The sequence below is a fragment of the Wolbachia endosymbiont (group A) of Portevinia maculata genome, assembly GCF_964028525.1.
Lineage (GTDB): Bacteria > Pseudomonadota > Alphaproteobacteria > Rickettsiales > Anaplasmataceae > Wolbachia.
Genome location: NZ_OZ034786.1, coordinates 1,239,183 through 1,263,087, shown reverse-complemented (window position 1 = coordinate 1,263,087; position 23,905 = coordinate 1,239,183). Strand labels below are relative to the sequence as shown.

Below are 23,905 nucleotides of genomic sequence, written 5' to 3'. Positions count from 1 at the left end.
TATGATGTCATCCCAGTGCCCAGACACCTTAGACGGGAGTGTTAAATAAACTGTGTCAAACCGCATTTTTAGTTCAACTCAATTTTCAATCTGCCAGGAAAGAAAACATCAAGTTGAGAGATAGTTAATGCCCAATCATGTACAGGCATCGTCCACTTTTCCTCTGCCTTCTTTATAGCACAATATACCTGCTTATACAAGGCATTTATGCTGGTAAATGAGCCTTTGGTCTTAGTGAATTTCCTAATTTGCCTATGTAGCCCCTCTATGGGATTGGTGGTGTAGATTATCCTCCTAACTGGACCAGAATACTTAAAATAACCAGACAAGTTTTCCCAATTATTCTGCCAAGATTTTATAACCATAGGGTACTTTGTGCCCCATTTTTCATCCAATTCCAACAGATAATTCTCGGCAATTTCCTTGCTTGAAGCTTGATATACCTTCTTTAAATCGCTCAAAAAACTCTTCGCATCTTTACTGGCCACATACTTCAGTGAGTTGCGTATCTGATGCACTATACACATCTGCACTTCCGCATTAGGAAAGACACTGTTTATAGCTGCAGGAAAGCTTTTCAGCCCATCAACGCAGGCAATAAGGATATCTTCTACTCCTCTTTCTTTGAGGTCATTTAGCACTCCCAACCAGAAGTTAGCTCCTTCACTTTCAGCCAAATAAAAACCTAATACTTCTTTTTTGCCATTTTGATCTATGCCTAATATGTTATACATGCATTTACTTACGCAATGCCCGTCCTCTTTGACTTTAAAAAACCATGAAAACTATCGGATATACAGACTGCAGCAGGCGACTACGCCATTCGTTGATTACTGGTAGCAATTTGTCAGTAATACTTGATATCTCTGCCACCGATATTTTGTGATCATAAATTTCCTCAACATGTGACACTATATCTCTATAGCCCATACCACTGGCAAATGTGCTCAAAATCTTCGTTTCAAGCTCTGGATGTAAGTTTGTTTGCCTTTTTTTGACTATTTGTGGTTCGAAACTTCCTTCCCTATCTCTTGGCGTCAAAAGCTCAAATGACCCTGCGCTTGTACGTAAAGTCTTTGCATTCCTCCCATTTCTTCGATTATTCTCTTCGCTTTCAGCCGACAAGTGGTTTTCTATTTCACCTTCCAGGCTTACCTCCAGCAACTTTTTTATAAACGGTGTTAATGCTCCATCTCTTCCTGTCAACGGTCTTCCTTCTCGTATAGACGACAGGATATTTGTTTCTAATTCTTTATAATCTACCAAACCGGTAGTTCTGTTTACTACTTTCTGACTCATTGTCAAACCTCCATTTTTTTATATCAATTTATTACTTTTTTTTCGGTTTGACACAGTTTATTTAACACTCCCGAGCTTGGACCAGTATTCAATTCATCAGAAGACTCAGCTACTAAATTAGAGGCTTGAGATTCATGTATATCATGATTAATTGACCTACTTTCACTTCTTTCTTTATTAGTTTTCTTTTCTTGATTCTCCTGAAATCGTCTCATTAGCTCTTGTATTAACTCTTTTTGGCCCTCCATTAACTCTTTTTTAAAATCTTCCTTGTCTTGCTTCATTTGATTCATCCCTTCTTGATGTCTTTCCTCTGCTCTTTTCCTTTCTTGCTTCATTTGATTCATCTCTTCTTGATGTCTTGTCTCCGCTTCTTTTTTTGCTTTAGACATCTCTCTTATTAACTCTTTTAAGTTCTCTTGTTCAACTTTAGAATTCTCTCTTTCCTTTTTATACCTTTTTTCATCTTCCTCCGCTTGCTTCATTAAATCTTTTATCCCTTGTTCTAATTCATTAATCAACGCTTGATTCCTTCCCCCTGTTTCCTCCCCTTTTTTAACTGCTTCTTTCAACAGCTTTTGCAACCTTTCTGTTTCCTTTTGCAACTTCTCTCTTTCCTCCATAGACTTTTCTCTCTCCTCTTTAGATTTGTTAATTGATTCATTAAGTTTGTCTGTTAGATTTTTGTTTTCTTGTTTTATTGCTGCGATTGCAGAATTACACTCCTCTTTAACTTCTGTCAATTGTTTCTCAAAACTTTCTAACATTTGCTTATTCTCAGCTTCTAATTTTGATATCATTTCTTCCTTCTGAGATATGGTATTATTTTGCACAGCTATAGCGTTATCCTTCTCAGCTACAACATCCTCTAGTGTAGCTATAGTATTATCTCTCTCAGCTATAGCTCGATTTCCAGTAGCACTACCAACAATACCACCTAACACCACCAATAGCACTACCAACTGCAGCACCAGCAACTCCAGCAGCAATAACTGCAGTATCCACTCCAAACATATAACCTCCTCTTAAAATAAAAATTATTATGTATAACAAAATTGATTAGTAAGTCAACTACCTTTTCAAAAAATACTTTCAATAAAAATGTAAGTCAATTAGCACCACAAAAAATCTAATTATTGACTTTTTCTAAAATTGCAAAAAAGTACCTACCTTTGTGAGAACTTATTGGGTAAAAATAGGGTTGTGCAAATAAAGGTGTGAAATTTTTGCAATAAAGCTAGGTACGTTAGTTCGCACCTAAATATCACAAAAATAGGCTAATATAGCTGATTTTACGATATAGTAGAATTATTATATAGAAAAGTTCGCACAGAACAAGCGGTAGACCAATACATTCCAAAAAGAACTCTTCTCTCACTAGCTGGTTTTTAGTGATGGAGATGGTTATATTATTTAATTCATTAGCGATATATAATATTAAATTAATAGTAATTCATTTAACAATAAGTATTAAGATAAACTTATAAAAAACAGAATTTAAAATAAACAAAGTGTCATGTATCTCTCATATTAAGAGGCTTTTGTTGAGAGTTATTCAAGTCTAAAAAATTTTTCAAGTTGATGATTGACAAAACTTTAGATAATGGGATATTTTACTCGAAATGGTATCAAGTTACTATAGTGTATGTTAGACGTAACAGTTTCCATGTTTTTCCATTTATAGAGGGGTGATTATGCTGCATTCAGATATTCCAAAAGTTTTATTTTCGTCTATTAAAGAGGATGATCCCTATAGAGCGTCTAAGCTTTTTCAAATTGAACGCTGGTGCTATGCAAATTGGCGTTTACACCAAAAAAGTGGCAAGAAAGGACGTAATTTTCTTGCACAGGTATTGTCTAGTGAGGATTGTTGGAAAAAAGTAGACAATTTACATGAAGTTAAGCTTGATAGGCAAGTGGTAGGCAAAAAGTTAATTGCGCCAGATTCAGGTAATCTCTTTGATAAGTATGCTATTGCCTGTCAGTACTGTCTAGAAGAAGATATTATTGCTTTATTTGAGGAAAGAAAAGAGGAATTATCAGCTCAAGGTAAGAGTAGTCTATTGGAGTATGAGCACTTAGTTAGGTGTTGCGGGTCGGGTCTTTTAGCGCAGTTTTGGTCACATTTTATCAGTGGTTACATCTCTAAACTAAATTTAGATGGCTGTCATCCATATGAGTACGGGCTTAAATGTGCTATGAGTTTTAAGCAAGAGCAGGCAGTGGAATTCTTCTGGAATAAAATAAAATCATTACCTGAAGATGAAATGAACGCACAGAAAAAGGATGAGATCTTGATGAAAACAGCGGTATATGCAGCAGGTAGTCGTTGTAATAGTTATCCTGAAATATTCGAATTTTGTTTTAGCCAAATAAGTCCTGATAAATATCCAGAACTTCTAAAAAGAGATTTAGCTGAAAATGGTTATTATGGTAGTCTAAACACGCTACAAGGTGCACTTCGCTTTGATCAGTTTCAAAAATTGTTTGACTATTTGAAACCAAGTAATGTTTCAGAAGATAAATATCATGTCTGGCTACACCATATAAAAACAGAGAACAGCTCATATTATGCTGGTGAAGGTGCGAAGCTTTTTATGCATATGTGGACAAAGGAGGGATTTGATAGCCATCGTACTTGTGTGCTGAAGGAAGAAGTTTGTAGTAGATCTTGCTTTCTTGTTACAAGTTTATTAGTACCTTGGGTAAATCAAAATTACATGGAACCGGTGTGGGCAATATTAGATAAGGCTAATCCTGATCAAATCAAAGAATTTATGGATTCTAGACAAGCGGAGTATATACGATCTGTATTAGAGAAAAGAGATATTGATTCACTAAATAAATTTTTATCATACGGTAAGTCTATAGCTGAAGAGCTTACCAGCTTAACTGAGGTTAAATTAAGCAAAGCATGTGAGCAATTAGGGTTGAGTAATTAAGGTATTATAAGGTAATTCTATAAAGTAGGTGGTGATTTCTTGTCACTACTTTAGCTTGTTTAGCTTTCATTAAAAAGGTGTTGCATTACAATACAGATGTTATATATTCAAGTTGGTATGCAGGTAAAAATAGCTTATATTGTTGATATCTCTGATAATAAATAGTGGGTTTGGTATAATGTAATGAAGGGGGCTCTATGTTTAAGACACAATATCTAACAGATCATCTAGGCATTAATTCAAAGATTACTGAATCATCGGATGAGATACAATATATAGAGCAAGCTAAAGAAATTCCTCATTTCAAGCGTTATCGGAGATCTGATGTTGATTCCGAAAGTGGAAGTCGGATTAAGAGAATCGATGTTCCAGGAGACGGTAGCTGCTTGTTTTGGTCTGTTACTATGGCTTACTTAATACCTGTCAGAAACGACGATGCTTTATTTCGACAAAGGTATGAAGTACTATTTGGAAATGAAGGAGCTGTAATTCAAAATTTAGATCGTATTAGGAATTTGGTAAGGAATTTAAGTACTGCCAATTATGATGATACATTTGCAAACTTAGTAAGAAATGTATTTCACAATCGAGTAGTTGATCACATAAGTTCTCATGAAAGCGAGTTTAGAAATTTTGTTGAAGGTGAAAGTGGACTAAGTTTCAAAGATTACTTAGAAAACATGAGAAAACTTAATACTTGGGGAGGTGAACCTGAAATAAGAGCAATGAGTGGAATGCTTAGTGCAACAATTAGTGTTTCTGGTGAGGTTGAAACTCAATATGGTGATGGAAATATTCAAATACAGTTATTTCATGTTGGTGCTCCAGGCAACCGAAACCATTATAACTTTGGTCTTGAAAGGAATATTATCTCTAATAATAAAGAGCTTGCGAAAGGTTTAAAAAAAGTCATGGGTAAGGGAAGGCCACAAGATTTTGAATTAATACAGTTATTAATAGAGGAAGCAGATAAAGAAGTTGATATAAGCAGGCAAGATGAGGATTTTGAATCTTTTGAAACGAGATTTCAGTCATTTGTGGATCAGATTCCATCTTATTTACACTCTGTAGAAAAAGCAGGGTTTTTTACGCACTTCTTCCTAGGTAGTTTTTCTACTTTGCCGGATACAAAGATTGCAGAAAAGTTAAATATTAAAAAGATTTATTTTAGTTTTGATACTTCGAAAACTTTAAAAGTAGCTATTGTTAAAAATGGTCAAATTGGGAATGCTGAAGACGCTATTAATAATATAGATTTATTTTCCATTTCAGAAGGCAAACGTGGCCATCAGTTTACTGTTAATGAATTGGAGAACATATTAAGAAATAATATAGATAGGAGTAAGGTTAGAGATCGGGACGTTGAGAATGAGATCCTAAATATTAAGAATGAAATTCAAGATAGAATAAAATCCAGATTAGTACAGATCTATAAAGGAAAGGATGGTATTTTTGTTGATATGGAAACTAAAGGGATACTTGATTCTGCTACTAGCAAAGAATTTCATGAAATAAAAAAAGTAATATGGAATAATCCTGAAGGTGATATAGCGAAGCTATCTGATTCTGATGCGCAAACAGTTAGCATGTCTTTAAAAAAAGTTCTTGAAAAAATTAATAACGTTCATTCTGAGTATGTAGGATCAGTAGTCTATGATAATAGTGCACGTGAAGCAGCACATCATGGATTTATGGTAGGCGTTTTCATGAATTTCCACTATAGGTATAATCTTAGAGTTTATCCAGAGCAATTTGCAGGAAGGGGTTATGCAGATATTATCCTGCTAGCTTGTGGTCCTGATCGTGCATTAGACTCTATTCCTATCATTATTGAGCTAAAAGCAGGAGGAGGTCCTAATGTTACTCCAGATAAGGCTTTGCAGCAAGCAAAAAAGTATGCACAAGGGTTTCAACCAAATGTTCAGCGAGTTTTAACTACTGCAGATAACATTTTATGTGTTGGTGTCAATCTTGATAATCCATCTCCTATCTCTGATATTAAAGTATCAAATCGTGGAGAAGAAATAATCCCTCTTTTTCAAGATATGCTAAAATCTGCTGATGACTGGGATACGCAAAGGATTGGAACAATAGAATTAAAAGGACAGGTGAAAGATAATTTAGAGCGTATTTATCATACATTTCCTGGTACACCGGAGAAGGGAGATAATCATTATTTTAGCAGGTTTTTACTGGGGCAATCACTACTGTTAAATAGAATTGAAGATTTAAAAACTGGTTTCAAAAAATACATTTTTATCTATGGAAACAATATACCTACCGAGGTACATCCTAATCTTCGTGGGCCTGGACGTCTAGCAGCTCAAAGAAGCAGAGAAGCATTATCAACTAACCTTGATGCAAGCCACGCAGTTGTAACAATGGTGCTCATTCCAGAAAATACAAAGAAGTTGGTTTATGTGATAAATATTGTTGAAGCTAACAGAAAAGATGTTTTGAACGGGCTGAATGAAGAGCTCCCTCTTGATAGATTAAATAGAGAAATAGGGAATAGGCAAATAGTCGAATTAAATCTTAATTTTGATACTAGATACAAGTCAGATTTTAAAAGATATCTTACTATTTGGACTGAAAAATACAATTCTTTACAGGAATACAACAACGGAGCTGAGAGATTTCAAGGTACTTTCAAAGAAGTTCCTTATTCTAGTAAGTTAAAAGAAACATTTGATCAAGCATTAGATGCTCAGTCTTTATCAATAGACGAATATAATAAATTGTTAGAAAAAATTGGAGAAGGAATATTCCCTTTTAAGAGTCTCGTTAATAAAGAAGCTCATTTCCAAGGAATATTGAATGGAGTGTTTAGTTATTATAGCGACCTAAAATTACAAGAATCACCAGAAACTAGAGCGTTAGTTTTAACTGAGTTTCAAACTGGTAGAGGGGAACGTATTGATATGCTAGTTCATGGTATTAAGTTTGTAGCTCAAGGTGGAAATGCTGAGGAGTACACACCAATAAGGTTGGAACTTAAGACATCAAGGCAGGGCAAAGGAGCTCAAGCTTTATTGAGGGAAGCAAATGATCAAATAAATGAAGAATACAAAGAAGGTGTTACCTATAAAACACTAACAGATGGTGATGAGGTAAAATTTATCGGTGTTGTTTTTGATAAAGGGTCTGATGATCCGCGTAAACTGATTTTAACAAGCAGAACGAATAAGGAAGGGTTTATTTCTCTTAAAGTAGGTCATAGCTCTCATATTTTACGCCCTCATTTAAGGCAGTGTTCTAAAAGAGAATCTTCATCACCGGAATATCCACCAAGTAAAAAACCAAGAAGAGAAAGAAGTGTAAATATGGCCTGCATGGATTCATTTGATGAAGAAAAGATTACAGAGGAGGAAAAAGAACAGCGTATCAAAGAGTTATTCAATGCTGACAAGGTAGCAGAAAGAGTAAAGAATATTGAGTTTTATGATCAGCTTTTCAAGGTTTCTCAGAAGATATCTGAAGGTGAAATTATAGATAAAAATGTTGAAGAAGCATTTGTAGCAAAGATTAAAGATATAGATCTAGGTTCAATAGATCCAGAGATTAGGGATATTGTGAAAGAAATGAAGGATAATATAGAGAACAAAGAAGAAGTGAAAAATATTCTGAGAAGATCCGGAGTAGCAGAAAAAATAGGAAAAGTAGCAGAAGGTGCAGGTCTTGCCTTTACAGCATTTTTAGTTGGTAAGCATATAGCAAATGGAGACATAGAGGGATTAGGCTACGATGCATTAAATCTCTGGGTAATGCCAAAAATTGGTGAAAAAATCTCTGGAAAGATATTAGAGTTGGGAACAAAGCTTGATTCTCAGATGTTGAAGGGGTTTGCTCCAGTTATGGGGCGTGCTATAAGTAATTTTGCGGCATTTTTAGGGTTAGCGGAATCAATAAAAGCTCGTCAGAGTGCGACAGATCCTATAGATATGAAGATTGCTGACCTAAACATCGCAACTAATTCCATTTTTATAGCTGCAGATGTACCTGCAATTGTTACAGAAACAATGTCAGTAGCAGGTCTAGAAACTGGAGTAGTAGGAGAATTTGCTGGTCCAGTTGGTGCTGCTGTCTCAGTTGCTGTTATTGTCATATCACAGTTTATAGAAGCAGGGCTTGAGGTAGAAAAATTAGAAGAACAAATGAACCTTACAGATCAGGAAAAACATGATCTTTATTGGGATTTATTCTTGGGTAAAAAAGTACCTCATTATATAGAAGATAATATGGAAGTAAAAGAGATATATAAACAATATATATATCGAAGATTGTAGATAAGTTTAAGAATGATTATTCCAGGATAGCTATATCCTTACCTCCCATTTCAGTTAAGAAAATAGAGTATGCTACTAATAATCAGCTTCGTCAAAAGAAAAGAGGTGTAGTGGATGACATAGATAATTAAATGAAACATTTATTCGATGCTTGCCGCATTAGAACAAAGGTTGTTGATAGGGAATTTGATTTTAACTTTACTGCTGCTGTGTCTTCATCTAATACAGGATACACTGATCACTATTCTAGAATAGTTCCTCACTCTCTTGAAAACTATAATATTGTTTGTGGGTCACGTGGTGATAATATAAAAGAACAAGAAGTATCTAGGGAAACCTGGCATAAATTACCAAGTGAAGCATTATGCGATGATTCTTCACCACATAAAGGTAAAGTATTAAGTACAGTAAAAGAGAAATGGTCTTTACAAGAATATCCACCTCACTGCCAAAACGTAGTTGTGTATAAGAACGAGAGTCCTCACAAGTATAAAACTGATATGTATTACATAAAATCTTTATATACCGATATACATATAAGTGAAGAAGATAGCCTTAATCTTATTTTTTGGGGAACTCATGTATCTATTGCTGATTCAAGTAAAAAAGGAAGTGATAAAGTGGAAAATAGGTACTATTTTATGAGTCCGTTGGAGAGCTGTGATGTACAGAAATCAGGTAACAACTTCTTTTACATAGAGGATGATAGGCTTTCTTGTAACTTAGGAATAAATGGACAAAAAAACATAGTTGTAGTAAAAGGTGATTTTATAGATTCAAAAAATATACACTCTGTCATTGGCAGTAACGAAGCTAATCATATAGAAGTTTCTCATGCAGGTTACGTTGATGGTAAGGGTGGAAATGATGTAATAACAGCAAAAAACTTTACTACAATAAAGGGTTATTTTGGTGATTCCATTCATGGAAAAGGTTTAGTATTATTACCGATAAATTTTAATGATATAGATAACATAACCCACGTTAATAACATAACAACCATCTATAATAAAAGTGGGGCTTTTATAAGTGTAGATAAACAAACATCGGTAAAAACAGCAGATGGTTTATTTGTAACACCAACGAAAATAGATGATAAGACTGGCGTAGTAACAAACTTGCATGTGACAAAAAGCTTGAGAGGTGATATTGTGTTAGATGATGAATTAGATAATTTAAGAAAGATAGAAAATTCAAACTTTAATATTACAAAGCAATTATCAAGTGCCAATTATCATAGCACTATAGGTAGCTCCAGTAATCATATTTTTTATCCTGATAAAGAGCACCATAATTTTTACTGGGAAGCTCCAAGTAATATAAGTCATCTTTATCTTTTCGATAACAGAAACGCTAATATTACGATTGCTCAAGCAAATGGTATATTGGATTTTAGCCAATTAAATTGTACATTAGATGATATGCCATTTACAGAGAATAATGAAGGGGAAATAAAGATTAATAAAAATGGCCTAAATGTAACCCTGTTGCCGAATTATAAAGATGTTACAGTTACATTTGATGGGCAAGAATATTATAAATTTCAGGATGGGGAACTAGAGCGAGATTATTGCTCTCATAGCTTAAAAGTAGATGGAAGGTTTAGTGTTAATGGTACTGACTTGTTAAATCATCATAATTGTTTTACATTTGACTCAGATAAAGTGCTTTTTTTGAAACTAAATAATGATTTGTTATTGTTATCAGATAGAGGGGCATTATCAATATCAGATTACTATTCTTCTGTTCACAAAAGTTGGGATTTATCTATAGAGCTGAGTAACAAAATTATGGAACCAGGAGAATTTGGAGAAAGAGCTAATGGCTTTAGTTCTTTCAGGTATTATAAACCAGATGAACAAGGGTTACAGATTTATCATAATCAGCCTATTAATAATAATGATATTGGTTTGGTTGATTTGAAAGGTAAGTCTATATTAGATTTCGATATGAAAGTTATGAATGATACCTTATTGCTATCACATAAAAATAACACTCTTGTAAAAGTAGAGAACTGGAATACTTATCAACCGGCAAGAGAAATGATGTTCGGTTTTAGTGATGCAACAGTTTCTAACTCAAAGTGTATAGTTTCTACTTGTAAATCAGAAGATATTGTAGTAGAGTTTAACAGAGAAAAAGAGCAAACACAGTTAGATAAAGAACTGTCAGATGCAGTACAAAGTAATAGTTTTAGTAAAGTTAAAAGTCTTGTAAGTCGAGGTGCTAATATTAATGCTAAAGATAATGATGGTAACACTCTTCTACATAATGCTGCTAGGGAAAATCGCTTAGATGCAGTAAAGTGTCTTATAGATAATGGTGCTAACATAAATGTTAAAAATAATAGAAATTTGACCCCCTCTACAAGTTGTAGGTTCTAATAGTAATATAGAAAGGGTTTTGAGGCAAGCACACTTGGATAAAGAATTGTTACTTACTGTGAAAAGTGAAGAGGTTCTAAAGACAATTAATAATCTTATTGTAAAAGGTATTAACGGAGGCGAAGATAGACATGGTGCGTACTATTTTGCTTGGGCTGGTGACTTGGGTACAGTCAAGTTTATTGTTCAGAACGAGGGTGGTGTTAATGTTACTGATAAATATGGCTGTACACTATTACATTGGGCTGCATTGAAAGGTCATTCAGATATTGCTAAGTTTTTAGTTGATAAGGGAGCTAATGTGAATGCTAAGGACATACTTGGCAGAACTCCTATGCACTTTGCTGTTATGAATAATCACTTAGGCTTAGTAAGGTTATTTACAAATGCAAGGGCTGATATCAATGCTAAAGACAATAATGATCAAACACCTCTGTGCGTAGCTATTCAATATAATAGGTTGGATATAATTAACTTTCTGTTAGGTAAAGATACTAATATTGAAGCAAGTGACTTTAATGATAATACAGTGCTTAAGCTAGCCTATTGTATAAAGGAACTGATGGAGAAAACAAATAATAATCTACCGTTTGATATTGAAGAATTAAAAAATAAATTACCGGAATCAGTGAAGAATTTGGTGTTTGCATCAAAAGTATGTATTACAAATGTTCTTTTTAATGAATACTTATATGCTACTTATGGTTTGTATGATCAAGATAGGAGGACTGTATATACTTGGGTTCCATCAAGCAGTAATCTTTCGGGCTCATGTGGTGATGATAAGCAAGGTATGTGGAAGATTCAACCCTATGGTGATTACGTTTGTATTACAAATGTTCTTTTTAATGAATACTTATATGCTACTTATGGTTTGTATGATCAAGATAGGAGGACTGTATATACTTGGGTTCCATCAAGCAGTAATCTTTCGGGCTCATGTGGTGATGATAAGCAAGGTATGTGGAAGATTCAACCCTATGGTGATTACGTTTGTATTACAAATGTTCTTTTTAATGAATACTTATATGCTACTTATGGTTTGTATGATCAAGATAGGAGGACTGTATATACTTGGGTTCCATCAAGCAGAAGTGATCCTCCAGGTTCATGCGGTAATGATAAACAAGGTATGTGGAGGATTAAGGATTGCAGTTCTGTTCAAAAGAAACGTGATACACAAGAATTAGATAGTAAAGTAAGTTTAGATTCTGACTCCCTCGAAGCTATAAGGGCTGGAAACAAATCAAATGGCTCTCAGATCTTAGCGTTACCAGACAGGTTAGGTGATCACTTGCTAGGTGGCTCTAATCAAACTGGAGTTGGGGAGTTTGTGAGTCAAGTAGCTAATACTAAAGGTAATAAGGAAAAACCTTTACAACGCAGACGCCGTCATCACCATGGAGATCATGCTCGTTATCATATGTTGAGAAAACCACTTGCTATAGACCAACCTAAGATAGCAGCAAGCAGTGGCACAAGACCATCTTCATGGATAAATGTATTTGATTGGACAAGAAGGTCTGTGAGTGGGTTATTAGGTTCTAAACCTGTTCTGCCTGAAGGAGCATCAAGTACTACAAGTCCAACCTTACAAGTTGATGCACCAATTGATGTAAATGGTACAATAATGTTACTTGACTTATTGATTAGAAGATTTACAGGTCAGAAGTATATTTCTACTGTAGATCAGTCTATATCTTCACTAGAAGCACAGGGCTATGCACTCAATATTAAAAAGGGATTTGAGAAAGTAGTAGAGCAAGCTGGATTAAAAAGTGGTGTATCAATGCATCGATTAAATATTGATTATATGGGAATGCAGAAAGAGATTATTAGAAAAGTCATGAGAGGTCAATTTAATGAGATTTCGGGAGTTTTAAGCTCGTATTTAGAGAAAGCATGTCCTAGTAGAGAAGCAGGATGTCCTGGTAAGTTAAGTTCGAAGAAGTTTGACAAGTTTATGGTAGAGTTTCATAGCGGGCTGCTAAATCAATCAATAGAGCAGATATTACACAATGGAGATGGTAGATTAGAAGTTGATGGTGCAAAGCAAATGAGTTTAGAGCTTCAAAGTTATTTAAGTAATGCTTCCGTTCAAGGCCATTCAAAGAACAAAGTATCAACTTGTCTTTCTGATATAGGAGTAACTAAGCTTGTGAATAACCTCAGTAGGTAGACTAAAATATGAGAGATGGAGGTATAATATGCAAAATAGGGGAAAGTTTACAATAGGATTTAAAGTAAAGGTAGCTAAAATAATTAGGGAAACCAGTAGCAAGTTTGATGGTCCTAATACTAAAATGGATGAAATAGACATTAAATGCTAAGTGGTTAATGTGTTTTCCATATTGAACTTACAGCACGTAGCTTTGATATGGAAGTTTGGGTAACGTTATGATAGTAATTTATATAATTCTATGTGCAATCTTTATAGCTATTTTAGACAGTTCACTAGATTCTTAATTAGGGGATATGTCTAACTTAGAGAAGGTTTTCATAAATGTTAAAGTGAATAATTATGTTTTTTCTTTGAGTTGTGAAATTTCAGAATGAGAGAGGCCAGTAATTTGAGCTATAACATCAATAGAGACACCAGCCTTGAGTGAGTTTTTTGCAACTTCAATTTTACCTTCAATTTTACCTTTTTCATGGCCGATTTGGATGCCTTCTTGTCTACCTTCTAGTCTACCTTTTTCTTGACCTACTTTAAGACCCTCATCAAATTTTTGAGCTAAAGCAGCTATCTCATCCATTATGCGTTTTTTCATTTGTTCATATGCTAGTAACTCTTCTTCCGACCAATTAAACTTATTCATCTCTTCATAAGCTCGTTTTATGATGACGTCACTACCAACTATTTTATCTAGGTCTTCTTCGTTTGTTTCTGCTGCATATCGGAAAAAATAACACCATTTTTCTACTATATTTTCTAGTTGATCTTCTTTTGTCTTTGTAAATTTAGGTAGTTCTATGAATACGAAGTAAAAATCCTTTAAGTCATGTTCAAAGCTATTTTGATCTAAAATGACATGATTAGATTTGTACTCAGCCTTATCTGGAAAAATAATACAATCAGCAACAGCTATGAAGATAATTTCCTTGAGATTATGATAATTATCACCTTGATCAGCTTGACTTGAGTAGGCTTTAGCAGCATAATACTGAGCACGCTTTTCGAAGCCTTTGGTCTTAGTAAACTGCATTTCTATGATGTATCTTGAACCTTGAGAGTCTTTACAAAGAACATCGACAATACTTTGCTTTTTAGCGGCAATCTCAGGATCCAAAATGGTAGCTAAGAATTCAACATCGTGAATAGCAGCTAAGCCAGTAAAGCCTAAAATATCGTTCAAGAAATGAATGAGAATATCTTTATTCTTCTCGGTGCCAAATATTCTTTTAAAGGCATAATCATTGCGTGCATCAAGAAATTTAGAAAAAGCCATGATAAATTAACCTAAAAAGCATTAATAGTTATACACAATTCTGAAGAAATATTCAACTAAAATTCAAACATAGAAAGAAGCATCCCTTTTGTATATCTTTATTTGGTAGTATTAACCTATATAATATCTATTTTTGTATGGCAAAGCATACTACTGTTTCCATAAGGTACCAAATAGCACAAAAAGTAAGAAGCTGGAGGTTAAAACGAAAGTATACTCTGAAAGACTTAGTAGACAAAACAAGCATAAATTACCACACGTTGCTAAGATACGAGCAAGGAACATGTGGCATTCCAATTGAAAGGCTAAAAGTGATAGCAAATGCATTATCAATTCCTATTAAAAATCTCTTTCCTAGACGAAAAGTACTAAAAGAGAGCAGTTGTTTTGACGAATCTAGGAGCCAGGAAATGTATAGTTTCATAGAAAAAACAGGAGGAAGCAAAACAATTTATGCATTAACCAAATCTGTCCGAGCTGAGGAAGAAAGTAATATAAAAGCAGCAAGAATAAGAATTGCAAAGAATCTAGTTAAGGCAGGGTTTGATAATGACATTATCTATCGAGCAACGGGCTTATCAACTGAGGAATATGCTGATAAAGAGAGATACGAGCCAAACGGAGGACAAGAGATAAAAAAGTGGAGAATAATAAGAGGATATGCACAAGAAGAGTTAGCAAAAAAGCTTAATGTAGGACCCTCACAGATACATCACTATGAACAAGGTAGTGTCACCATTTTCAGTGAAAGGTTGTGGGAAATAGCAAAAGAATTATCAGTGAATGCTGAAGATCTGATAAAGGAATACAAAGAGAATGATTGCGAAGGAGAAAATGAATTATTAAGTTTGGCAAGAGAATATAGAAAAATTGACAATCAAGAATCACGAGATGAGCTAAATATATGGGTAGAATTTTTATTGCAAAGAAAGCAAATTTACAAAGAGAAGATTGATAAAATAGAGGGAATGAAAGTTGCAAATAATTTACTTCAGTTAGGTTTTTCTACTGATGTTATTTCTAAAATAATTGATTAATAACAATTTTTTTTACATAAAGAATTAATTTTCAATTAGATAAAATAAGTATCTATTAATATCTTTACCTATTGATGAAAAAATAAGTAAAAAAGATTGAAAAATTGATTTGACTTCACTCGAAAGCTATGGCTCTATGCCAATGCTGATAAAAAACAGCAGTAAATAATTAAAAACAATTTGTTATTAACGAGGAGTATATTTTATGAATAATGGTAAAAAACTTACAGAAGAAATAGAGAGAGTATTACAGAGTGGAGGAGGAAGTGCTCTGTTTGATCGTGAAATAATGGCAGTGCTTCTAGGAGCAGTTCATGACAGAAAGCAAGCACAAGATGTTACTAAAACTCTAATGGATAACTGCCCAGGAATAGGAGAAATTTTGGGACGAGAAATCGATGATCTAAAAATGATAGAAGGAATGACCGAACATGCAGCTGCAGCAATTGAATGTGTAAAAGAAGCTTATAAAAGAGCACTCAGAGAAGGATTAAAGAGAGGCCCAGTAATGGATAGCCAAGAAAAGCTGATAGAGTATGTAAGGGTAAATATAGGCTTTTCAGCAAAAGAAGCTGTCCAGATAATATATTTGGATAAACAGAACCGTTTGATAAGAGACGAAGTGTATTTTGGTACAATAGACGAAGTACACCTGTCTGAAAGAAAAGTGGTAAAAAAGGCGTTATCAATGGAAGCAGCATCGATAATATTATCTCACAATCATCCAGGAGGAAGTTTGGAACCGTCAGAAGATGATAAAGTAATGACTAGAGAGTTAGTATCAGCATGTCAAGGAGTGGGAATTGAGTTAGAGGATCACATTATTATGACAGACAAAGGATATTGCAGTTTTAAGGAAAGAGAGCTGTTATAAACCAAATTTCAATTGCTTGAGAAGTTTGGCTACTACACAGTAGCAAAAAAACTTAGTCAAGAATCTGAAGAGCAAGAACTGCACAATATAAAAGATCTTTGTATAGCTTGTATATTAAGTCGTGATTAAAGAATAAAAGTCCTAAAAAATCTATTCTTTTATTATAAATAGTTGCAAGATATACAAGATCTTTTTATAATTTGCGTATTCAGTTAATCATAAAGCAATAAATTGCTCTATAGACTTAAATAATATGCTTAATATAGGAGGGTATATGACTACTAAAAAAACAGTATCATTTGATGATACAGATGGAAATACTTATGAGTTAATCATTGATTCTAAAAAGTTACCAAAAGGACTATATAGTGCTATTGAAGGTATAAGGCGTACTGGCAAAAAAAATCAGCAGCCTATATTTGTAGACGAGACTGATCCGAAAATATTTGATGATAAAAGCAGGTTTGAGAAGCCTGAAGGTGTGCCTTCCCCTAGCGATGTTTCTGAAAAATCAATCAATCTTGGAGAAGGACGTGAGGTTTATAAAAAAAAATCTTCAAATCGTCAAAATCCGTTTATTCCATCTTTAAGCAAGATAGAGCCAAGTGCAAGTGAAAATGCAGAATTGAGGTGGTTTAAAAGTAGAGTGGTAAAGGCAAAAAGCGTAGAAGAACTGAACAAGACTATAGACCAAGCACTAAGTGCTGGAATCAGGATAAATGCGTATAGCGAAGGGCAGAAGAGTTTTGCTGATACAGTAATATCGAAAATGCCTTTGATCAAATGCAAAGAAAATGAGAAGGAAGACATAATATGTGAATTGATGCTAAATGGAGCAATATTCAGTTACGATCTATTGCAGGATAAGGGAATAAGTGAAATGTATAACAAACTGTATCAAGAGATTCGTCCACAGATAGATGAATGGCTTAAAGAACTGAGAGAAATCGGTGAAAGTGCTATTGAAAATGAAGGAATCATAGAAGATGTGGAAATAGACAATCAGACATTTTTTATGAAATTTTCTGAAAATAGTAAGGTAAATATTGCAAGAGTATTGGAAGGTACAAAAAATTTAGGGTTAACCACAGGAGAGGTAAAATTAGGAGGTGATGTTATAGAAATGGGAAATAGTAAGGTTGAGGTTAGAAGTGAAAAAGAAGGTGAGAGGAATTACGTTGATGTGTCTGACAATAGTGCTTTTGAGATAACATTTCCTACAAGTATTGGTAGCCTAAAAATTGTAGTATACCATAATGCGGAAAATGACAGTCAAGTAGAGGTCAGAGTAGCAGATAAAGAAATGTGGTCTGAACTACAAAAGAGAGGGGAAGTTATAGGAAAAGGTTGCTTTTTTGGAGGAATGACAGTCACAGAAGCGGTAGAAAAAGGAAGTTTCCCTAGGAGTGGTAAGTGGAGTAAAGAAAAGGCAAAAGAAGAAATAAGGGCGATTAGTAATAATGAAACATTATCATGGGTTAATAGGATATATGGAGGTAGTAAAGAGACCTCTCGGAAACTTTAAACAATGAGAAAGCTTCCCTTCTTACTTACAGCCATAAAATTGCAAACTCTTTATAAGCTAAATTTAGGTTATAGCAAACTAACAGATGTTTATTTCGGTAAAATTGTTACGATATGGTAAATATCTCTATAAGATACAAAATAGCACAAAAAGTAAGAAGCTGGAGGCTAAAACAAAAGTATACCCTAAAAGATTTAGTAGATAAAACCGGCATAAAATATCATACATTGCTAAGATATGAGCAAGGGATATGTGGTATTCCAACTAAAAAATTAAAAGTCATAGCGGAAGCATTATCAGTCCAAGTTGGTAGCTTATTTCCTAGACAAAAAGTACTGAGAGAAAATTGTTCTTTTAACAAAGAATGGATGATAGCAAAAATAAAGGGACAAGAGTCATGCAAGTTGATTCGCGATTTGACTGGGTTTATTCAAGCTGAAGAGGAAAATAATGTAAAAGCTGCAAGGGTAAACATGGCCAAGAACTTAGCGAAAGTGGGGTTTGATAATGATATTATCTATCGAGCAACTGGTTTATCAACTGATGAATATGATGAGAAAAAAGGCTCTGAGCATCAAAACGAGGGACAAGAGATAAAAAAATGGAGAATAATAAGGGGGTATACTCAAGAGGATTTAGCAAGAGAGCTAGACATAGGACCTTCACAAATACATCACTATGAACAAGGGAGTGCTACCATTTTAAGTGAAAGATTATGGGAAATAGCAGAAAAGTTATCAGTTAATCCTGAAGATCTGATGAAGAAATATGAAGAAGATAATTATAAAGCAGAAAACGAGCTATTAAGTTGGGTGAGAGAGTCTAAAAAGATTGACAATCAAGAATCACGAGATGAACTGGATATATGGGTAGAATTTTTATCGCAAAGAAAGCAAATTTACAAAGAAAAGATTTATAAAGCAGAGGCAATAAAAGTTGCGAATAATTTACGTATGTTGGACGTTTCTATTGATGCTATTTCTAAAATAACAGATTTATCGATTGATGAGCTTGAAAATTATGCTTTTAAAACTTAGCCTGGTTTAAAAACTGCAGTAGCTTACTGACTCATAAATAATACATTAAAATATCAATAAAATAGTTGTATATTTAATATATCTAAATTACTGAATGAAATTCTTGTGCTTCTGTATTTAATATATAATGTTCAAATAGATTGAAGTGAATTATAGCTTTTTTCACAATAATCCGAACGGACCGTAATATGCTACTGGCCTGCTATAGCCATAAACACATATCTTATCACATTCAGACTATTACAAGAAAGGCTATAACTAAATTAGGTACTAGAAATTTGCTTAATGTAATTCATTGGTATCACAAATGATTATCTTGAGTATGCCAATTTTTCTAAAAATATTGACGGTACTAAAAAAATAAGTTATCCTTTTAACAGATTTATTAAGAAGGTGTGTATGGTTAGTCATGAAAGGAAACATACAGTAGCATTTTGCATTTCAGCTATTGCGTTTTGTGTTGGCATCTCATTAATTGCAGCAGTACTTACAACAATAGCACCTTTAATTGCCATAATTGTTTCAACTATAATAGGGGCAATAACTATTTTGTCTGCTTGCCAAGCTATTGAAAGCTACTCAGTCATAAAAAATAGCAATAAGGTAACAAGTAGTTTGCATGAAATAAAAGAAGCTTTTACAGGAAAGGAAAGCGAGCTTTTTATTGAAAAGGTTTTTAACCATTTATGTGGATTTTTTAGTAGTGAAAAAGAAAGTAGTACACAAAGATAATAAGATTTCTCAACAAGGGGGAATGTTCAAAAAAGTGTTTCAAACCGAGAAATAAAATATAATTGAGATAAAAATGGAGGTTTGACATGAGTCAAAGAATAGCAAATAGAACTACTGGTTTGGTAGATTATAAAGAATTAGAAACAAATATCTTGTCGTCTATACGAGAAGGTAGACCATTAATGGGAAAAGAAGGTGCATTAACGCCATTTGTAAAAAGGCTACTTGAAGCAAGCTTGGAGGGTGAAATAGAACATCATTTATCTACTGAAAGCGAAGAAAACAATCCTAGAAACGGAAGGAATGGAAAAACTTTGAAGACAAGTGCAGGTTCATTTGAACTATTGACACCAAGAGACAGAGAGGGAAGTTTTGAACCACAGATAGTGAAAAAAAGGCAAACAAGCCTGCATCCAGAACTTGAAACAAAGGTCTTGAACATGTTTGCAAGTGGTGTGGGATACAGAGATATAGCATCATATGTGGAAGAAATTTATGACCATAAAATATCTGCAGCAGAGATATCTGGAATTACAGATAAATTACTACCTATAATCAATGAATGGCGTAGTCGTCCACTGCAATCAGTGTATCCAATAGTATTTATGGATGGGATGTTTTTTAAGGTAAAAGAAGACGGTCGCTGTGTAAGTAAGTGCATGTATAACATATTAGGAATAGACCAAAATGGCAGAAAAGAAGTACTGGGTTTTTACTTAGCAGAAAGCGAGGGAGCTAGCTTCTGGTTAGGCGTATTAAATGACTTGAAAGAGAGAGGAATAGAAGACATTTTGATAGCTTGTGTCGATGGCCTAAAAAGCTTTCCTGCAGCTATAAATAGCGTATTTCCTAATGTGGAAGTACAGCTATGTGTAGTGCATCAAATAAGGAACTCTCTGAAATACGTATCGAGCAAAGATGTAAAAGTTTTCATGAATAATTTGAAAAAAATATACCGTGCTACAAGTAAAGAAATTGCAGAAAATTATTTGCTTGAGCTAGAGGAAAAATGGGGCGAAAAGTATCCATTAGTTGTGAAATCTTGGCAGAACAATTGGGAAAGTTTATCTGGTTACTTCAAGTATTCAGGTCCTGTTAGAAGGCTAATTTATACCACTAATCCCATCGAGGGGCTACACAGGCAAATTAGGAAATTTACCAAGACCAAAGGCGCATTCACCAGCATAAATGCCTTGTACAAGCTGGTATATTGTGCTATAAGAAAGGTGGAAGAAAAATGGACGATGCCTGTACATGATTGGGCATTATCTATATCTCAACTCGATATTTTTTTCCCTAGTAGATTAAAAATTGAGTTGAACTAAAAATTCGGTTTGACACACTTTTTTGAACATCCTCTAAAGTTTATGATACTACTGTACAGAATTTATCTATTGCTTTTTGATTACATTCAATCATCGTTTGTGCTTCTTTTTTTAAACACTTGATATTTTCGTATGTTGTATTGTCCATCTCCGTTGATGCTACTTTTAGCTGCGATTGAATTCTGATATAGCTATTGTTAATAATCTGGTCTAACTGATAATTTACACAATCTAGTCCAGAGGCAAACATTACGTTTATCAATGGCTTAATCCAGGATATTTTGCCAAATCTTTTCGATCTGAGGTATTTAATGAAATGAGACGATCTGCCAGTACCGATGGAAAGAAGTACTACATCATCGTTAGGAAATAGCTTTCTGCTGCTTGCATAGCTATATGCTGCTGGATTATTGGCAAAAACTCCTCCATCTATTAATACCATTTCCTTTTGGTTGACTTTTAAATATTTAGGTGCAAAGTAAGTAGGTGCTGCAGTTGCTGCTCTCAATACATCCCTTAATTTAATAAAATTTCTATCCTCTTTCCAGCTTTTGAAGAAAAATGGGCAGTTATTGTGAATATCGTAACTCGTAATCAACACATTACTTAAAGTGTTTTTAAGGATATCATCGCCAAAATATTTATGAAGTACATACTCAATATTTTTACTGGGGTATTGTGCACCGTTAATCCAAGAAAATATTGATCTTCTTAGAAATGAAGACTTAAAAATATAAGGTCCGTACTCCTGATAAAGATTAACCAAGTCATCAGCTGAATATTGTAGCTTTCCTTTGCTATCTTTTTTACATAGTCCTGCTACAATAGTAGCACCAGTTGAAGTACCCACCAATAAATCAAAAATTTGAGAAATAGGTTTACCCGTTTTTTGCTCTATTCTGGATAATATCATTGCTGGAATAATTCCTCTTATTCCACCACCATCAATTGAGAGAATATATTTTGTCATTTGTACTAAACTTTAGATGTTTTTGAGTATCTTTATTACCTGGTTACTCAAAATTGCTGCTTGTTTTATAAGAGATAGATTCGCTGAACGTATAACTGATACCAAATTCCATTACTAATCGAACAAATAAGAAACATTACAAACTCGTTTAATAGTAGTGCTGGAAATACTGACAATAAAATTACACAGAACATCTTCAAGTAAGCCTATGGTATCGTAGACTCTGTTGCGTAAAGTATTGTGTTTGATATATTGCCACAGCCTCTCAACAGGATTCAGTTCCGGTGAATAAGGAGGCAAGTATATAATGGTAATGTTTTCCTGAAATTTCAAACTTTTTGATCTATGCCAACCTGCACAATCCATTACAAGAAAGACTTTTTTCGTGCCTAAATCTTTCGACATCTGCTCCAGAAATATATTCATACAATCAGTGTTTACATATGGAGCAAGTAGGCTAATTTTCTTACCACTTCTTGGATTTACTGCACTGTAGATATAGAAATTTTGTCTACCAATTTTCATTTTAACCTGCGTTCTGACCCCTTTTTTAAACCATCCGTGTCCGATTTTTGAATGAGTTCCAAATCGTGATTCATCAAAAAAATACCTCCTTTTCAGGGTGGGAATTGACTATTTTATTGAAGTATTTTTTAAACTCTTCTTGCTTTTTTTTATCTTGTTTATGGTGAATTGGCCTCGGTGTTATGTAAGAAAATTTCATCCTTTGTATCTCACGGTGCACTGTTGATTTGCTAATGTTTAGGCCAAATTCCTCTGAGATTTTTATTTGCACTTCCTTAATAGTAATATTTGGATTTCTTTCTACCCATATTTCAATTTGCTCACGTTGATTTTTGTTTAATTTGCTTTTCCTTCGCCGTTGAGACGGGGCAAATAATCTTTCTACTCTACCAAATTTTAGATGCTTTATCCATTCAGTCAAAGCAGTCCTTGAAATTTTACATATTCTTGCCACAGCGCTTATACTACTTTCTTTTCCTACTATCACCGCTTGTAACTTTTTTGAAACATATGCGTTATTTCTGACCTTTTTTAACATTTCTTTCGCCAAATTTACAACTTTTTCGTCTAATAGTTTTGACCTTAATGCCATTTATACCTCTCTATTTTATCTACTTTAGTATCACTTCTTTCCCATTATTGTCTATCTGTTCTTTACATAGTGGGAATTGGTATGATGCACTGCCTCTCACATTGACTTTAATAGAGTTGCTTAGTAACTTTGTAAAACAATTCTCATAAAACTAAGAAGGCACAGTAAAAAATTAGTGTAACTGTTTATAAGTACGCCACACAAACTGAAAGTACTTATAAACAGTTACACTAATTTATAGAAGGTATCAGCCTAAATTAAAACTTTTTGTTATTTTTTATTCTTTTTAGCTAAATAATTTGTTGACAATAAAGACGGTATCTGGTGAGCAGTAGATTACTCGCAACATCGGCCATAGTGCTTTCACCAAAGTATTTGTTGAGAATAAATTCCATATTTTTATATGAGTACTGAGAACCGCTGAGCCAAGAAGCGATTGATTTTCTCCAAAGTGATGATTGAAAGATATATGCTCCATACTCTTGGTAAAGTTCAACCAAATCATTGGCAGAGTATTGAAGTTTATTGCTTTTACAAAGTCCAGCAACAATAATTCCACCGGTTGAGGTGCCTGCCATTAAGTCAAAAATCTGGGAAATTGGCTTTTTTGTCCTAGATTCAATTTCTGCTAGAATAATGGCAGGAATTATTCCTCTAATGCCACCTCCATCTACAGATAAAATGTACTTTGTCACTGTAAAATTTATTTGTGTTTGTGAATAGCTTCAAGTTCGTTGACTTCTTCAGTGAGGTTTTTCACTCTCTCTTCAAGTCGATAGACTATTTCGATTAGTCCTTGGTTTTTTTCTATAAATTTATCATGGATGTGTACACGTAAGTCAAGTTTTGCCAACCACCATATGAATCCTACAGTCTGTAGAACTATTGTTATTATTACCGCTATTGGGATTTTTTGCTTTTTCATGTG

Annotated in this window: 16 protein-coding genes and 2 pseudogenes; 11 read left to right on the top strand and 7 right to left on the bottom strand. The window is 33.9% G+C overall.

Features of this window, described 5'->3' with window-relative positions; translation table 11 throughout:
- Positions 1–68 precede the first annotated feature (68 nt).
- Positions 69–1,299 (bottom strand): annotated as a pseudogene (locus ABWU36_RS06220) (IS256-like element ISWpi15 family transposase).
- A 23-nt stretch (positions 1,300–1,322) separates the two neighbouring features.
- Entirely contained in the window at positions 1,323–2,246 is a 924-nt protein-coding gene (locus ABWU36_RS06215) for a hypothetical protein (protein ID WP_353273175.1), read from the bottom strand.
- 747 nt (positions 2,247–2,993) lie between these two features.
- Between ABWU36_RS06215 and ABWU36_RS06210 the strand changes: the two genes are divergently transcribed.
- From ABWU36_RS06210 to ABWU36_RS06190, 5 genes are all read left to right on the top strand, one after another.
- Positions 2,994–4,241 carry a hypothetical protein gene (locus tag ABWU36_RS06210; RefSeq protein WP_353273174.1) on the top strand — a complete coding sequence of 416 codons (1,248 nt, stop codon included), beginning with the start codon at positions 2,994–2,996 and terminating at the stop codon, positions 4,239–4,241.
- A gap of 197 nt (positions 4,242–4,438) precedes the next feature.
- Positions 4,439–8,527, top strand: a complete 4,089-nt coding sequence (locus ABWU36_RS06205) for an OTU domain-containing protein (RefSeq protein WP_353273173.1) — start codon at positions 4,439–4,441, stop codon at positions 8,525–8,527.
- A gap of 131 nt (positions 8,528–8,658) precedes the next feature.
- Positions 8,659–10,911: an ankyrin repeat domain-containing protein gene (locus ABWU36_RS06200; protein WP_353273172.1), complete on the top strand. Its 2,253-nt coding sequence runs from the start codon at positions 8,659–8,661 to the stop codon at positions 10,909–10,911.
- A 19-nt stretch (positions 10,912–10,930) separates the two neighbouring features.
- Positions 10,931–13,090 carry an ankyrin repeat domain-containing protein gene (locus tag ABWU36_RS06195; RefSeq protein WP_353273171.1) on the top strand — a complete coding sequence of 720 codons (2,160 nt, stop codon included), beginning with the start codon at positions 10,931–10,933 and terminating at the stop codon, positions 13,088–13,090.
- 28 nt (positions 13,091–13,118) lie between these two features.
- Positions 13,119–13,241: a hypothetical protein gene (locus tag ABWU36_RS06190; RefSeq protein WP_353273170.1), complete on the top strand. Its 123-nt coding sequence runs from the start codon at positions 13,119–13,121 to the stop codon at positions 13,239–13,241.
- A gap of 189 nt (positions 13,242–13,430) precedes the next feature.
- Here ABWU36_RS06190 and ABWU36_RS06185 read toward each other — a convergent pair whose 3' ends face one another.
- Positions 13,431–14,360 (bottom strand): Rpn family recombination-promoting nuclease/putative transposase, encoded by a 930-nt coding sequence (locus tag ABWU36_RS06185; protein WP_338481964.1) that lies wholly within the window; start codon positions 14,358–14,360, stop codon positions 13,431–13,433.
- Positions 14,361–14,497: 137 nt separating this feature from the next.
- Between ABWU36_RS06185 and ABWU36_RS06180 the strand changes: the two genes are divergently transcribed.
- From ABWU36_RS06180 to ABWU36_RS06155, 6 genes are all read left to right on the top strand, one after another.
- Positions 14,498–15,397 carry a helix-turn-helix domain-containing protein gene (locus ABWU36_RS06180; protein WP_353273169.1) on the top strand — a complete coding sequence of 300 codons (900 nt, stop codon included), beginning with the start codon at positions 14,498–14,500 and terminating at the stop codon, positions 15,395–15,397.
- A 205-nt stretch (positions 15,398–15,602) separates the two neighbouring features.
- Positions 15,603–16,271, top strand: a complete 669-nt coding sequence (locus ABWU36_RS06175) for a RadC family protein (RefSeq protein WP_353273168.1) — start codon at positions 15,603–15,605, stop codon at positions 16,269–16,271.
- Positions 16,272–16,545: 274 nt separating this feature from the next.
- The gene (locus tag ABWU36_RS06170) at positions 16,546–17,796 is read left to right on the top strand and encodes a hypothetical protein (protein ID WP_353273167.1); all 1,251 of its coding nucleotides are present in this window, start codon (positions 16,546–16,548) and stop codon (positions 17,794–17,796) included.
- A 113-nt stretch (positions 17,797–17,909) separates the two neighbouring features.
- Positions 17,910–18,833: a helix-turn-helix domain-containing protein gene (locus tag ABWU36_RS06165; protein WP_353273166.1), complete on the top strand. Its 924-nt coding sequence runs from the start codon at positions 17,910–17,912 to the stop codon at positions 18,831–18,833.
- Positions 18,834–19,232: 399 nt separating this feature from the next.
- A complete protein-coding gene (locus tag ABWU36_RS06160; RefSeq protein ID WP_007301898.1) occupies positions 19,233–19,565 on the top strand; it encodes a hypothetical protein in 333 nt (110 codons plus the stop codon).
- Between the two features lie 86 nt (positions 19,566–19,651).
- On the top strand, positions 19,652–20,890 hold the full coding sequence (locus ABWU36_RS06155) for an IS256 family transposase (protein WP_353273165.1): 1,239 nt from the start codon (positions 19,652–19,654) through the stop codon (positions 20,888–20,890).
- Positions 20,891–20,930: 40 nt separating this feature from the next.
- Here ABWU36_RS06155 and ABWU36_RS06150 read toward each other — a convergent pair whose 3' ends face one another.
- The 4 genes and pseudogenes from ABWU36_RS06150 to ABWU36_RS06135 all read right to left on the bottom strand — a co-directional run bounded on the left by ABWU36_RS06150 (position 20,931) and on the right by ABWU36_RS06135 (position 23,902).
- A complete protein-coding gene (locus tag ABWU36_RS06150) occupies positions 20,931–21,860 on the bottom strand; it encodes a patatin-like phospholipase family protein (RefSeq protein ID WP_353273164.1) in 930 nt (309 codons plus the stop codon).
- Between the two features lie 114 nt (positions 21,861–21,974).
- Positions 21,975–22,977, bottom strand: a protein-coding gene (locus ABWU36_RS06145) for an IS630 family transposase (RefSeq protein WP_353272868.1) whose coding sequence is annotated in 2 segments (ribosomal slippage) — positions 21,975–22,466 and positions 22,468–22,977 — 1,002 coding nt in all. Because the reading frame shifts where the segments join, the coding sequence is not laid out codon by codon here.
- A 308-nt stretch (positions 22,978–23,285) separates the two neighbouring features.
- Positions 23,286–23,672: pseudogene (locus ABWU36_RS06140) on the bottom strand (patatin-like phospholipase family protein); the annotation flags it as partial.
- Positions 23,673–23,680: 8 nt separating this feature from the next.
- Positions 23,681–23,902, bottom strand: a complete 222-nt coding sequence (locus ABWU36_RS06135; protein WP_015589022.1) for a hypothetical protein — start codon at positions 23,900–23,902, stop codon at positions 23,681–23,683.
- Positions 23,903–23,905 lie beyond the last annotated feature (3 nt).

Excerpts from the sequence above, each read along its gene's own strand:
- ABWU36_RS06210 (WP_353273174.1), top strand. The coding sequence starts at position 2,994 with ATGCTGCATTCAGATATTCCAAAAGTTTTATTTTCGTCTATTAAAGAG.
- ABWU36_RS06205 (WP_353273173.1), top strand. The coding sequence starts at position 4,439 with ATGTTTAAGACACAATATCTAACAGATCATCTAGGCATTAATTCAAAG.
- ABWU36_RS06200 (WP_353273172.1), top strand. The coding sequence starts at position 8,659 with ATGAAACATTTATTCGATGCTTGCCGCATTAGAACAAAGGTTGTTGAT.
- ABWU36_RS06190 (WP_353273170.1), top strand. The coding sequence starts at position 13,119 with ATGCAAAATAGGGGAAAGTTTACAATAGGATTTAAAGTAAAGGTAGCT.
- ABWU36_RS06185 (WP_338481964.1), bottom strand. The coding sequence starts at position 14,360 with ATGGCTTTTTCTAAATTTCTTGATGCACGCAATGATTATGCCTTTAAA.
- ABWU36_RS06180 (WP_353273169.1), top strand. The coding sequence starts at position 14,498 with ATGGCAAAGCATACTACTGTTTCCATAAGGTACCAAATAGCACAAAAA.
- ABWU36_RS06175 (WP_353273168.1), top strand. The coding sequence starts at position 15,603 with ATGAATAATGGTAAAAAACTTACAGAAGAAATAGAGAGAGTATTACAG.
- ABWU36_RS06170 (WP_353273167.1), top strand. The coding sequence starts at position 16,546 with ATGACTACTAAAAAAACAGTATCATTTGATGATACAGATGGAAATACT.
- ABWU36_RS06165 (WP_353273166.1), top strand. The coding sequence starts at position 17,910 with ATGGTAAATATCTCTATAAGATACAAAATAGCACAAAAAGTAAGAAGC.
- ABWU36_RS06160 (WP_007301898.1), top strand. The coding sequence starts at position 19,233 with ATGGTTAGTCATGAAAGGAAACATACAGTAGCATTTTGCATTTCAGCT.
- ABWU36_RS06155 (WP_353273165.1), top strand. The coding sequence starts at position 19,652 with ATGAGTCAAAGAATAGCAAATAGAACTACTGGTTTGGTAGATTATAAA.
- ABWU36_RS06150 (WP_353273164.1), bottom strand. The coding sequence starts at position 21,860 with ATGACAAAATATATTCTCTCAATTGATGGTGGTGGAATAAGAGGAATT.
- ABWU36_RS06135 (WP_015589022.1), bottom strand. The coding sequence starts at position 23,902 with ATGAAAAAGCAAAAAATCCCAATAGCGGTAATAATAACAATAGTTCTA.